The organism is Microbacterium proteolyticum, assembly GCF_030818075.1.
Lineage (GTDB): Bacteria > Actinomycetota > Actinomycetes > Actinomycetales > Microbacteriaceae > Microbacterium > Microbacterium proteolyticum_A.
The window spans coordinates 903,134-915,580 of sequence record NZ_JAUSZZ010000001.1; the positions used below are offsets into that span (position 1 = coordinate 903,134).

Sequence of the window (12,447 nt, forward strand, 5' to 3'; positions counted from 1 at the left end):
CGGCGTCGGCCGCCGCCCCGCGCGGCTATCAGCGCCCGGTGGGGCCGGTTCCGTGCGCGGGTCGGCGCGGGACGTGCCGCCGTCGGCCCGGCGGAACGTCGACGACCGCCGCCCCGCGCGGGCATGCGCGGACCGGGGGATGACGCTCGGCGACCGGTCGACGCCGCGGTCCGCGGTCGCCAGGCTGAGCGGATGCCGCGACCGCGCCGGTCAGCCCCGGCCGGCCTCCGCGCGCAGCACGTCGGCGAGCACGTCGAGACCGCGGTGCGCGTCGGCGTCGCCGATCACGGCGGGCGGCACGACGTGCACGCGGTTGTCGGCGGTGAAGCCGAGGACGCCGCGCTCGAGCATCGCGGCCTTGATCGCGCCGACGCGGGCGGCGGCGAGCGGCTCGCGGGTGGTGGGATCGGCGACGAGCTCGACGGCCCAGAACACGCCGCTGCCGCGCACCTCGCCGACGAGCGGCGACTCCTCGGCCAACGCGTGCAGGCGGGGGCCGATGACCTCGGCGCCGATGCGGCGGGCGTTCTCGATGACACCCTCGTCGGCCATCGCCTCCTGCGCGGCGACGATCGAGGCCGCGGCGAGCGGGTGGCCCGAGTACGTCAGGCCACCCGGGAAGACGCGGTCGTCGAACACCGAGGCGATGGCATCCGAGATGATGACGCCGCCGACGGGCACGTAGCCGGAGTTCACACCCTTGGCGAAGGTGATGAGGTCGGGACGCACATCGAAGGCATCGAACGCGAACCACTCGCCCGTGCGCGCGAAGCCCGCCATGACCTCGTCGAGGATGAGCAGGATGCCGTAGCGGTCGGCGATGGCGCGGACGCCGGCGAGGTAGCCGGGCGGCGGGACCAGGATGCCGGCGGTGCCGGGGATGGTCTCGAACAGGAACGCCGCGATGGTGTCGGGGCCCTCGGCCTGCACGGTGCGCTCGAGGTGACGCAGCGCCCGCTCGCACTCCTGCTCCGGGGTCTCGGCCCAGAACTCGGAGCGGTACAGGTAGGGGCCGAAGACGTGCACGTGAGCGCGCGAGTACTCGTTCGGCATCCGTCGCCAGTCGCCGGTGGCGACGATGGCTGCGCCCGTGTTGCCGTGGTACGAGCGGTAGTGGGAGACGACCTTGTCGCGCCCGGTGGCCAGGCGGGCCATGCGGATGGCGTTCTCGTTGGCATCCGCGCCGCCGTTCGTGAAGAAGACCTTGCGGAAGCCCTCCGGGGCGCGCTTCAGGATCAGCTCGGCGGCGTGGGCCCGGGTCTCACTCGCGTGGGCGGGCGCGACGGTGGTCAGCTGGGCGGCTTGCTCCTGGATCGCCGCGACCACGCGGGGATGCTGATGCCCGATGTTGACGTTGACCAGCATGCTCGAGAAGTCGAGGTAGCGCCGCCCGTCGGCGTCCCACACCTCCACGCCCGACCCTCCGGCCAGGGGCAGCGGGGCGAGCGCCGCCTGCGCGGACCACGAGTGGAAGACGCTCCGGCGGTCGCGCTCGCTGATCTCGGCATTGCGGGTGGTCGTCGAAGGAGTCGCCATGTCACCAGTGTGCGACGGGCCGTCGCCGTACGCCGATCACGGATTCGTCGGTAACCTCGTCCCACGCTCGACAGATTGGCCACTCATGCCGGCATCCCTCCGCGGACTCCTCGAGGCCGACGCGTTCGACCTGCGCCCGCTCACGCCGATCACCGACGACGCACTCGACCGCCCGATCTCGTGGGTGCACAGCTCCGACATGCTCGACCCCACCCCGTGGCTCGAGCGGGGCAACCTGCTGCTCACGAATGGCGCGCAGTTCGCGTCGGATCCGGATGCCGCGGAGGTCGCGGCCTATTGCCGGCGGCTGCGCGAACTGGGGGCTGCCGGGCTGGGCTTCGCGGTCGACATCATCCATCCGGAGGTCCCCGCCGCGGTCGTCGCGGCGTGCGTGCGCGAGGGGCTGCCGATCATCCAGATCGCCGGGCCCGTACCGTTCATCGGCATCATCCGGCTGGTGGCGGACCTCATCGCGGCCGAGCGGGCCGCGCGCTTCTCGTGGCTGCTCGACGCGCAGCGGTCGGTCGCGCGCGCCGCGGTGCGCGACGACGGGCTGCGCGAGATCCTCCGCACGCTCTCCCGGCTGCTCGGCACCTGGGTGGAGCTCTACGACGCGGCGGGGGCGCGCATCGCGCTGCCCGGCCTCGATCCCGTTCCACCGGCGCTCGAAGCCGCCGTGGGTCGGGAGGTGCGGATGCTGCTGCAACGACGCACGGCCGCGAGCCTGCTGATCCCCCCGCCCGACGGCGCGCTGCTGCAGACGATCGGGCAGAGCTCGCGGCTTCGCGGGGTGCTCGCCGTGGGGGCCCGCGAACCCCTCGATCCGGCCGGGAAGGACCTGGTCGCAACGGTGGTGGCGCTGGCCAGCGTGGCGCTGGAGCAGCAGCGGCAGCTGCAGGGCGCACTTCGCGGCGTTCGCGAGAGCGTCGTCGAGCTGCTGATGAGCGAGCAGGCCGGTGCCGCCCGGAAGGTCGCCGACATCGCGCTCGGCGGACTGCCGGCGGGTTCGACGCACGTCGCGGTGGCACCGGGGGCGGCGGATGCGGCCGGTCTTCTCGACGAGCTCGACATCGTCGCGGCGACGCCCGAACACCTGTTCCACGCCCGACACGGCGCCGACGTCGTCGTGATCTACGGCGACGGCGACGAGGCGCGGGAGGGGGTGGCGGCGCTCGTCGAACGGCGCGGTCTGCGCGTCGGCTCGTCGCCGCACGCCCCCGGCGAGTCCTTCGCGACGGCCGTTCGCCAGGCCGCGTATGCGTCGCGCTCCGCGGTGCCGGGGCGCGTGAACGCGTGGGACGCCCTGCCCGGGCGCGTCCTGGTCGGAGCGCTGCGCGAGGGCGGCGGTGAGCTGCTCGCGCAGAGCCTGCTGCGACCGCTCGACGCGTTGGCAAGCGACGAACGCCGACGGCTGCGCGACTCCGCACGCGCGTGGATCGAGGCGAACGGCGCCTGGGATCCGGCCGCGCGGGCGCTCGGCATCCATCGCCACACGCTGAAGGCGCGGATCGCGCAGCTCGAACGCGTCATCGAGCTCGATCTGTCGACGTTCGCCGGTCGCGCCGAGCTCTGGGCCGCGCTGGAGCTGCACACGCCGAGCGCGTGAGGGGTCAGGAAGTGTCGCCCCGCGCATGATCCGCCCTCGCCGCGCGCCGCCCCCGTCTGCGATGCGCCCTGCCCGCGCATGACCCGTCAGTGACGCGCGTGAGGGGTCAGGAAGTGTCGCCCCGGCGCGCTCGCGGCGACACTTTCTGACCCCTCACGCGAGGACGGGCGGAGGGCCTCAGCTGTTCTGGGGGAAGCCGAGGTTGATGCCGCCGTGGGTGGCGGGGTCGAGCCAGCGGCTGGTGACGGCCTTCTCGCGGGTGAAGAAGTCGAAGCCGTGCACACCGTACGCCTTGGCGTCGCCGAACAGGCTCTTCTTCCACCCGCCGAACGAGTGATACGCCACCGGCACGGGGATGGGCACGTTGATGCCGATCATGCCGACCTGCACCTCGTTCTGGAAGCGGCGGGCGGCGCCGCCGTCGTTGGTGAAGATCGCGGTGCCGTTGCCGAACTCGCCGCTGTTGATCAGGGCGAGGCCCTCGTCGTACGAGGCCACCCGCACCACCGAGAGCACCGGGCCGAAGATCTCCTCGGTGTAGGCGCGGGATGACGTGGGCACGGCGTCCAAAAGCGTGGGGCCGAAGAAGAACCCGTCCTCGTGGCCGTCGACGGTGTAGCCGCGGCCGTCCACGACGACGCGAGCGCCGTCGGCTTCGGCGATGTCGACGTAGGACGAGACCTTGTCGCGGTGCTGTCCGCTGATCAGCGGACCCATGTCGGGTTCGACGTCGGCGGCGCCGTTGCCGATGCGGAGCTTGGCGATGCGCTCCGTGACCTTGGCGACCAGCTCGTCCGCGACGGGTTCGACGGCTAGGACCACCGACACGGCCATGCAGCGCTCGCCGGCGGCGCCGAACCCGGCGTTGACGGCCGAGTCGGCGACGAGGTCGAGGTCGGCATCCGGGAGCACGAGCATGTGGTTCTTCGCGCCGCCCAGCGCTTGCACGCGCTTGCCGTTCTTCGCCGCGGTCTCGTAGATGTACTGGGCGATGGGGGTCGACCCCACGAACGAGATCGACTGCACCTCGGGGGAGTGCAGCAGCCCGTCGACCGCGACCTTGTCGCCCTGCAGCACCGTGTAGGCGCCGTCGGGGAGCCCGGCCTCCTTCCACAGCTGCGCGAGCCACAGGGATGCCGAGGGGTCCTTCTCGCTGGGCTTGAGGATGACGGCGTTGCCCGCGGCGAGGGCGATGGGGAAGAACCACATCGGCACCATCGCGGGGAAGTTGAAGGGGCTGATGACCCCGACGATGCCGAGGGGCTGCTTCAGCGAATAGACGTCGACGCCGGTGGAGGCGTTCTCGCTGTAGGCGCCCTTGATCAGGTGCGGGAACCCGGTGGCGAGCTCCACGACCTCCTGGCCGCGGGCGATCTCGCCCATCGCGTCGGAGAGCACTTTGCCGTGCTCGGCGGTGAGGATCGCGGCGAGCTCGGTCTTGCGCGCGTTCAGCAGCTCGCGGAAGGCGAACAGCACGCTCTGGCGCTTCGCGATCGAGAAGCCGCTCCAGACGTCGAAGCCGCGCTGGGCCGACGCGAGGGCGGCGGCGATGTCGGCCTCGTCGGCGAGGGCGACGTGCGCCTGCACCGCGCCGGTCGCCGGGTTGTAGACGGGTGCGGTGCGCCCGCCTGCGGAACCGGCGGGGGCGCCGTCGAACCAATGCGCGATGACGGGGAGGTCGTTGTCGGTCATGCGTTCAGTAAACGCCGGGAGACTCCCGATGCGCCCCCGCCAAACCGGCGGGACCCAGGACGTTCGCGGGACAGTTCGGCAGAGGTGTTGCGCGGCGGAGAGGGCGTCTTGCTGAGAACATCGTTTGGCTTGCCCGCTGAGTTTGAGAACGATTATCACCGCCGTTACGGTGTCCGTATGACCCGTCGCATTCTCGCCCCCGCCGTGCTCGGTGCTGCCTCCGTCCTCGCGCTCGCCGGTTGCGCCGGTGGTGCTCCCTCCTCCTCCGTCTCGGGTGCCGCCGAAGACGGCAAGATCGCCGTCGTGGCATCCACCGACGTGTACGGCTCGATCGCCGAGGCCATCGGCGGCGACTACGTCGACGTCACCTCGATCATCACCTCGTCGTCGCAGGACCCCCACGAGTACGAGGCGACCGCGCAAGACCAGCTGACGCTGAAGAACGCCGGTCTCGTGATCGAGAACGGCGCCGGCTACGACTCGTTCATGGAGTCCCTGATCGAGGCGAGCGGCACCACCGCTTCCGTCATCACGGCCGTCGAGTTCAACCACGACTACCCGGGCGCCGCGTCGCACGACGACGCGCACGGCGACGAGGCGACCGCCGAGCCGAGCGCGAGCGCCGACGAGCACGCCGAGGGCGACGGCCACGACCACGCCGAGGGCGACGGCCACGACCACATCGAGGGCTTCAACGAGCACGTCTGGTACGACCCGCACACGGTCGAAGACCTCGTGAACGAGATCGCCGAGCACCTCGGCGAACTCGCCCCCGACCACGCGGCCGACTTCACGGCCAACGCCGAAGCCTTCACGGGCGAGATCGCCGGACTCGAGGACTCCCTCGACCAGATCAAGGCGAAGGATGCCGGAGCGAAGGTCTTCGTGACCGAGCCGGTGCCCGTGTACCTCATCGACGCGGCCGGGCTCGACAACGCGACGCCGAACGAGTTCAGCGAGTCGGTCGAGGAGGGCCAGGACGTGCCGCCGGCGACCCTGCTCGAGTCGCTGCAGCTGCTCGATTCGGGTCAGGTCCGCGTCATGATCGTCAACCCGCAGACCGGCGGCGCCGAGACGACCCAGGTCGTGGACGAGGCGAAGTCCAAGAACATCCCGGTGATCGAGTTCACCGAGACGCTCCCCGAGGGTCAGACTTACATCTCGTGGATGCAGAGCAACATCACGGCGCTGTCCGACGCGCTGGCGGCGTGACCGCCGGAGCGCCGCTGCGCATCCGCGGCGCCGCGCTCGAGCGGGGCGGCACCGAGCTGTGGTCCGGGCTCGACCTCGAGGTCGAGCCCGGAGAGCTCGTTGCGGTGCTCGGGCCCAGCGGTTCGGGGAAGACGACGCTGCTGCGCGCGATCCTCGGCCTCGAGCGGCTGAGCGCGGGGTGCATCGAGGCGCTCGGCGCACCCGTGCGCCGCGCGGGCAACCGCCGCATCGGGTACATCCCTCAGCAGCGTCCGCTGCCGCGCGAGACACCCCTGCGGGGCCGCGACATCGTGGGCCTCGGCGTCGACGGGCATCGGCTCGGCCTGCCGCTGTCGCGCAAGAAGGACCGCGCGCGCATCGACGACCTGCTCGAAGCCGTCGGGGCGAGCGCCTTCGGCGACCGTCCGGTCGGGCTCCTGTCCGGCGGCGAGCAGCAGCGTCTGCGGGTGGGCCAGGCCCTGGCCGACGACCCCGCGCTGCTGCTGTGCGACGAGCCGCTGACCAGCCTCGACCTCGCCAACCAGCAGGCCGTCGTCCGCCTGATCGACCGGCATCGTCGCGAGCGCGACGCAGCCGTCCTGCTGGTCACGCACGACATCAATCCCGTGCTGTCGCGGGTCGACCGCATCCTTTACATCGCCCACGGCCGCTTCACCCTGGGTGTGCCCGAGCAGGTGCTGACCACTGAGACCCTCAGCGCCCTCTACGGCGCCCCCGTCTACGTGGTGCGCGCCGGCGGGCAGCTCATCGTCGTGGGGGCACCGGATGCCGATGAAGCCCATCACCACCACCATGACGAGGACCACGCATGAACTGGGCGGATGTCGGCGACGCGCTCTTCGGCGGGGTGAGCCAGTACGGCGCGATCCTCGAGCTCGTGCAGAACTCCGTCTACGCGGGTGCCGTGCTCGGCCTCGTCGGCGGCCTCATCGGCGTCTTCGTCATGCAGCGCGACATGGCCTTCGCCGTGCACGGCATCAGCGAGCTGTCGTTCGCGGGAGCAGCGGTGGCGCTCCTGGTCGGATTCGACGTCGTCTCGGGGTCGATCGTGGGCTCGCTCATCGCCGCGGCGCTCATCGGCCTGCTCGGCGCGCGTGCGCGTGACCGCAACTCGATCATCGGCGTGCTCATGCCGTTCGGGCTGGGTGTCGGCATCCTGTGCCTGTCGCTCTACAACGGCCGCAGCGCCACCCGCTTCAGCCTGCTCACCGGTCAGATCGTGTCGGTGCAGAGCGAGCAGCTCGGCTGGCTGGTCGTCATCGGCGTCGCGGTCCTCGTCGCCCTCCTGCTCATCTGGCGTCCCCTGCGGTTCGATTCGCTCGACCCGCAGTCCGCGGCGGCGCGCGGGGTGCCCACCACCGCGGTGTCCCTGGCGTTCATGCTGCTGCTCGGACTCATCGTGGCGGTCGCGGTGCACATCATCGGCGCCCTGCTCGTGATGGCGCTGCTGGTCACCCCCGCCGCGGCCGCGATGCGCGTGGCATCCGGTCCGCTCTCGGTGCCCGTGCTGGCGGCGCTGTTCGGCTTCGTCTCCGCCGTGGGCGGGGTCCTCCTCGCCGTCGCGGGGACTCTGCCGGTCAGCCCGTACATCACGACGATCTCGTTCGCGATCTATCTCGTGTGCCGCCTGGTCGGCGCACGTCGCGAGCGCACGACCCGCGCCTTCTGACCGCGGCGGGCGGCGCGCGCCCCACGATCGCGAGCGGCGCTCGCCTCGGCCGGAGGGCCGCGCGTCCCACGCCGGAGGGCCGCGCCCCGCGCCCGGGGGCCGCGCGCCCCACGCCGGAGGGCCGCGCGTCCCACGCCGGAGGGCCGCGCCCCGCGCCCGGGGGCCGCGCCCCGCACCCGGGGGCCGCGCGCCCCCGCACCCGGGGGCCGCGCGCCACGCGCCCGGAGGCCGCGCGCCCCACGTCCGGGGGGTGGTGGAGCGACCGGGCGGAAGACGGTCGACGACGCCCAGCCGATTCACCGATCGCGCCGATAGACTCGCGGCCATGGTTCAGCGCAATACGTGGCAGCGCGAACGCGTGCGTGAAGCCCTGTCGGGTGCAGGCGGGTTCGTCAGCGCGCAGACGCTGCACGCCACCCTGCGCGACGAGAACACCGGCATCGGCCTGGCCACCGTGTACCGCACGCTCGCGGGCCTCGCGGCGCGCGGTGACGCCGACTCTCTGCAGAGCCCCGACGGGGAGAACCTCTTCCGCGCGTGCGAGACGCGCGGTCACCACCACCACCTCATCTGCCGGTCGTGCGGCAAAGCGGTCGAGATCGCCGCGACCGACGTCGAGGAGTGGGCGCACCGCACCGCCGCGCAGCACGGTTTCAGCGAGGCCGAGCACGTCGTCGACATCTTCGGCATCTGCGCGGATTGCGCCCGCGACCGGACTCGCGAGCGTGGCGACGAGTAGTCGCACCACGGCACCGCCGTCGCAGCGCTCGGGCGCTTCCCGCACCCTCGTCGCTGTCGGCCTGGGTGTCGTCGTGGTCGCGGCGCTGTTCCTGGTCGACGCGCTCGCCCCGGCCTTCTTCGCCGCGCCCCTGCCCACGCGCGCGCAGGACGGACTCACCCTGGCGCTGAGCGTGCTGATCGAGTCGCTGCCGTTCGTCGTCCTGGGCGTGGTGCTCTCGATCATCGTGCAGGTGTGGGTGCCTCCGGGCACGATCGAACGGTGGATGCCGCGCGCGCCCTGGGCGCGCCGGGCGGTGCTGTCGCTCCTGGGCATGTTCATCCCGGTCTGCGAGTGCGGCAACGTGCCGTTCGCCCGTGGCCTGCTCATGCGCGGCTTCGGCGTCTCCGACACGCTGACCTTCCTCGTGGCGGCGCCGATCGTGAACCCGATCGTCATCATCTCCACGCACGCCGCGTTCGGCTTCAGCGACGGCATCCTCGTCGCGCGCCTCATCGGCGGGTACCTCGTCGCCAACCTCATCGGGTGGCTGTACAGCCGGCATCCCGATCCCGACAGGCTGCTCACCGAACGCTTCCTCGAGACGTGCGAGATCATCGTGCAGGAGCGCGGCGACCGCGGCCGCCGCACGCTCGCGCAGTTCGTCGTGGAGCTGCGCTCGGTCATGCCGGCGCTCATCATCGGCTCCCTCCTCGCCGGTGCCGTGCAGGTGCTCGTGCCCCGCAGCGCCCTGCTGGCGATCGGATCCGACCCGGCGCTGTCGATCGCGGCGATGATGCTGCTCGCGATCGTGGTGTCGCTGTGCTCCAACGTCGACGCGTTCTTCGCGCTGTCGTTCGCCTCGACGTTCACCCCGGGCTCGATCGTCGCTTTCCTCGTGGTCGGCCCGATCATCGATCTCAAGATGATGGCGCTGCTGCGGACGACGTTCACCACGCGGGTGCTCGTCGGGATGACGGTGGTCGTCGTGCTGTTCGCCTTCGCGCTGGGAACGGTGGTGAACCTCCTTGTCTAGATCCGCCGCCCTCGCCACCCGCTGGCTCGGCGTGGGGCTCACCGCGTGCCTGTCGATCACCACCATCACGCTGTGGCTCACCGGCCGCATGGCGCTCTACATCAACCCCGATTCGGCGTGGTTCGCCGTCGGCATGGCCTTCCTCGCGCTGGTGGGGGCGGTCGCCTCGTTCACGCTGCCGCTCGGCGCCGAGGCCGACCACGGGCACGATCACGAGCACGGGCACGCACCGGCGGCCGCCTCGGCGCGGCGCGAGGCGTTCGCCCACGCGGACCACGAGCACGCCGACCCCCTCGACGAGCACGACCACGCCGCTCACGAGCACCTGGCCGCCCGCCCGCGCCTGACGCCCGCCGGCATCGCCGCGTTCACCGGCGGCGTCCTGGCCTCGGGAGCCGTGGTGGCGGTGCTGTTGACACCGGCGGCATCGCTGTCGACCGAACTCGCCGTCTCCCGCGACGTGGGAGCCCCGCCGCTGTTCGCCGGCTCCGACGTCGTGACCCTCGCGGCGTCGGGCGATACCTCCCGGTTCGGAATCGGCGACTGGTCGGCGGTGTTCGCCCACGCGACCAACCCCGAGACCTTCGACGGCAAACCCGTCACCCTCACCGGATTCATCACCCCCGGCGGTGACGGCGCCAGCTTCGACCTCACCCGCCTGGTCATCACGCACTGCGTCATCGACGCCCAGACCGCGCGTCTGCCTGTCGCGGCGTCGGGGGCGGCGCCGGCGACCGGGCAGTGGGTGACGGTCACCGGCACGGTGCGATCCAGCGGCGACGGCCGACTCGAGGTGCACGCCGAGCAGGTGGCATCCATCGACGAACCGGCAGATCCCTATGAGTACTGACTCCCGGCGCACGCGCGCGCGCCGCCGGCGGGGACGCGGCTTCGCGATCGCCTTCGCCGCCGTGCTCGTCGCGCTCGTGGTGGTGGGCGGTGTCGGCGGCGTCGTGGCGGTCGCCCAGGGGCCCCGGGTCACCGACGTGCAGGTCGATCCCGCGGCCGCCGTCGCGGCATCCGGGTCGCGCGTGATCCTCACGACCACCCAGTCGCTGGAGACCGTCGACGCCTCTCAGGTCGAGGTGGAGCCCGCGACGCCGTTCACCGTCGACACGGCCGGCCGCAGCGTCGGGGTGCGCTTCACCCTGCCGTTGCGCGACGACACGGACTACCGGATCACGGTCAACGGGGTGAGTGGGCTGGGGGCGGGGCCCTCATCGACCCTCACCGAGACGTTCCGCACGCCACCTCTGCAGGCGTACCTGATGCAGCGCGGCACGCCCGAGGGCGACACGATCTTCCGCACCGACCTGCGGGGCGAGGCGGGGTTGCCGGTGTTCGTGCACCCGCACATCGAGGACTTCCGCGCGACGGCGAACCACCTCGTGATCTCGGTGCGCGACGGCGACACCGCCCGCGTGATCGTCACCGACCCCGATGGCGGCAACCAGCGCGACATCGCCCTGCCCGGGCCGGGTTTCGTCACCAACCTGCAGTCCGCCGATCGGGGCGAGCGCGTCGGCTTCACCTTCTCGGATGCCGACCTCAGCGCCGCCGGGGGGCGCGAGAGCCGGCTGTTCACGGCGTCGGCCGCCGATGACGCGGCCCCCACCGAGGTCGGCCTGAACGGTGGCGACGTGCGCATCGCCGATTACCGCTTCGTCCCCGACACCGACAGCATGCTCGTGCTGACCTTCGACTCGCGCCTGCTCCTGACCGACGCCGAGGGCGGTAACGCGGCGCCCCTGGGCAGCGCCGTCTCGATCGACGGCATCGCCCGCGGGTCGTCGATCGCGGTCGTCGAACGGCTCGAGGGCATCCGCGAGATCGACCTGACCGACGGGTCGGAGCGGGCCCTCGTGCAGCCGGTCGATCCGCCGGGTCTGACGGGGCGGGCCACCCCCGTGCCCGGAGCCGACGCCGGCACCATCCGTTCCTTCGCCGACATCAGCGCCGACGGCGTCTCGCGCTCGACCACCGTCGCGCACGTCGACACCGACGGCGCCGTGCGGTCGTTGCTCGAGGTGTCGGGCTCCGACACCGTGCTGCAGACGTGCGTCTCACCCAGCGGGCGCTACGTCGCCGTGCTGATCGCGCCGCGGGCGGTCGACAACCCCTTCGACCGGTATCAGCTCCCGCTGCCCGAACGCCTGCTCACCCACCTGGTGGAGGTCGACACGGGGCAGGAGATCGTGGCTCTGCAGGGCTTCGACCTGTCGTGGTGTCAGGTGCCGCCGCAGTGACGCGACCCGTCTCGCGCGACGATCTGTCGCCGCTGCCCCTCGAGGTCGCGCCGCGGCTGCTCGGCGCCCTGCTCGAGACGGTCGTCGACGCCGAGCGGGTGGTCGTGCGTCTCACCGAGGTCGAGGCCTATCACGGCCTCGGTACCGGCGACCGGCCCGACCCGGGCTCGCACGCGCGCAGCGGACCGACCGCGCGCAACGCCACCATGTGGGGGGAGCCGGGACACCTCTACGTGTACCTGAGTCACGGCATCCACTCCTGCGTCAACGTGGTGTGCGGTCCCGACGGCGTCGCCGGCGGTGTGCTGCTGCGCGCCGGCGAGGTGGTCGAGGGGGCCGAGATCGCCGAACGGCGCCGCCTCGCGCGGCGCGGGGTCGTCCGCGCCGCGCGAGATCTGGCCCGCGGCCCCGGACGGTTCGGTGACGCTGTGGGCCTGCGCTACCCCCTGCATGACGGCATCGACGCCGTCACCGGGGCGGAGCGTGCGGGTGCGCGGGCGCGGCTGCTGCTGCCCGACGCAGCACCGACGGTCGTGGCGACCGGGCCGCGCGTGGGTGTCGCGGGCGTCGCCGGCACCGACCTCTTCCCCTGGCGCTTCTGGATCGACGGGGATGCCACGGTCTCGCCGTTCCGGTGGGGGCGTGGCGCCGCCGAAGCAGCCGCTCGTCGAGTCGACCCTTCGGCAGGCTCGGGGCAGGCGAGCCGCCCGTGCTAGACTGACCCCTTGTCTG

Annotated in this window: 11 protein-coding genes; 9 read left to right on the forward strand and 2 right to left on the reverse strand. The window is 72.3% G+C overall.

The features are described from left to right. Positions 1-210: 210 nt before the first annotated feature. Positions 211-1,536 (reverse strand): aspartate aminotransferase family protein, encoded by a 1,326-nt coding sequence (locus tag QE392_RS04230; RefSeq protein WP_307448386.1) that lies wholly within the window; start codon positions 1,534-1,536, stop codon positions 211-213. Positions 1,537-1,621: 85 nt separating this feature from the next. On the opposite strand from QE392_RS04230, the gene QE392_RS04235 reads away from it, so the two are divergent. Continuing rightward, positions 1,622-3,142, forward strand: a complete 1,521-nt coding sequence (locus tag QE392_RS04235; RefSeq protein WP_307448389.1) for a PucR family transcriptional regulator — start codon at positions 1,622-1,624, stop codon at positions 3,140-3,142. Positions 3,143-3,319: 177 nt separating this feature from the next. On the opposite strand, the gene QE392_RS04240 is transcribed toward QE392_RS04235, so the two are convergent. Next, complete coding sequence (locus QE392_RS04240; RefSeq protein WP_307448392.1) at positions 3,320-4,834, reverse strand: CoA-acylating methylmalonate-semialdehyde dehydrogenase; 1,515 nt, start codon at positions 4,832-4,834, stop codon at positions 3,320-3,322. Between the two features lie 177 nt (positions 4,835-5,011). Here QE392_RS04240 and QE392_RS04245 point away from each other — a divergent pair, with 177 nt between their 5' ends. The 8 genes from QE392_RS04245 (at position 5,012) to QE392_RS04280 (ending at position 12,431) form a co-directional block, all read left to right on the forward strand. Then, the gene (locus QE392_RS04245; protein WP_307448394.1) at positions 5,012-6,046 is read left to right on the forward strand and encodes a metal ABC transporter solute-binding protein, Zn/Mn family; all 1,035 of its coding nucleotides are present in this window, start codon (positions 5,012-5,014) and stop codon (positions 6,044-6,046) included. Then, positions 6,043-6,858 carry a metal ABC transporter ATP-binding protein gene (locus tag QE392_RS04250; RefSeq protein WP_307448398.1) on the forward strand — a complete coding sequence of 272 codons (816 nt, stop codon included), beginning with the start codon at positions 6,043-6,045 and terminating at the stop codon, positions 6,856-6,858. The genes QE392_RS04245 and QE392_RS04250 overlap by 4 nt, the downstream gene beginning before the upstream one ends. Then, complete coding sequence (locus QE392_RS04255; RefSeq protein ID WP_307448403.1) at positions 6,855-7,715, forward strand: metal ABC transporter permease; 861 nt, start codon at positions 6,855-6,857, stop codon at positions 7,713-7,715. The genes QE392_RS04250 and QE392_RS04255 overlap by 4 nt, the downstream gene beginning before the upstream one ends. A gap of 325 nt (positions 7,716-8,040) precedes the next feature. Then, positions 8,041-8,454, forward strand: coding sequence for a Fur family transcriptional regulator (locus QE392_RS04260; RefSeq protein WP_307448405.1), 414 nt, complete (start codon positions 8,041-8,043; stop codon positions 8,452-8,454). After that, the gene (locus QE392_RS04265; protein WP_307448408.1) at positions 8,441-9,469 is read left to right on the forward strand and encodes a permease; all 1,029 of its coding nucleotides are present in this window, start codon (positions 8,441-8,443) and stop codon (positions 9,467-9,469) included. Before QE392_RS04260 ends, QE392_RS04265 begins: the two co-directional genes overlap by 14 nt. Further along, on the forward strand, positions 9,462-10,319 hold the full coding sequence (locus tag QE392_RS04270) for a TIGR03943 family putative permease subunit (RefSeq protein ID WP_307448411.1): 858 nt from the start codon (positions 9,462-9,464) through the stop codon (positions 10,317-10,319). The genes QE392_RS04265 and QE392_RS04270 overlap by 8 nt, the downstream gene beginning before the upstream one ends. Then, entirely contained in the window at positions 10,309-11,715 is a 1,407-nt protein-coding gene (locus QE392_RS04275) for a hypothetical protein (protein WP_307448414.1), read from the forward strand. Before QE392_RS04270 ends, QE392_RS04275 begins: the two co-directional genes overlap by 11 nt. Further along, positions 11,712-12,431 (forward strand): DNA-3-methyladenine glycosylase, encoded by a 720-nt coding sequence (locus QE392_RS04280; RefSeq protein WP_307448417.1) that lies wholly within the window; start codon positions 11,712-11,714, stop codon positions 12,429-12,431. The genes QE392_RS04275 and QE392_RS04280 overlap by 4 nt, the downstream gene beginning before the upstream one ends. Positions 12,432-12,447 lie beyond the last annotated feature (16 nt).

What these genes read in the sequence shown, in the direction of transcription:
- QE392_RS04230 (WP_307448386.1), bottom strand. Translation starts at nt 1,536, where the DNA reads ATGGCGACTCCTTCGACGACCACCCGCAATGCCGAGATCAGCGAGCGC.
- QE392_RS04235 (WP_307448389.1), top strand. Translation starts at nt 1,622, where the DNA reads ATGCCGGCATCCCTCCGCGGACTCCTCGAGGCCGACGCGTTCGACCTG.
- QE392_RS04240 (WP_307448392.1), bottom strand. Translation starts at nt 4,834, where the DNA reads ATGACCGACAACGACCTCCCCGTCATCGCGCATTGGTTCGACGGCGCC.
- QE392_RS04245 (WP_307448394.1), top strand. Translation starts at nt 5,012, where the DNA reads ATGACCCGTCGCATTCTCGCCCCCGCCGTGCTCGGTGCTGCCTCCGTC.
- QE392_RS04255 (WP_307448403.1), top strand. Translation starts at nt 6,855, where the DNA reads ATGAACTGGGCGGATGTCGGCGACGCGCTCTTCGGCGGGGTGAGCCAG.
- QE392_RS04260 (WP_307448405.1), top strand. Translation starts at nt 8,041, where the DNA reads ATGGTTCAGCGCAATACGTGGCAGCGCGAACGCGTGCGTGAAGCCCTG.
- QE392_RS04275 (WP_307448414.1), top strand. Translation starts at nt 10,309, where the DNA reads ATGAGTACTGACTCCCGGCGCACGCGCGCGCGCCGCCGGCGGGGACGC.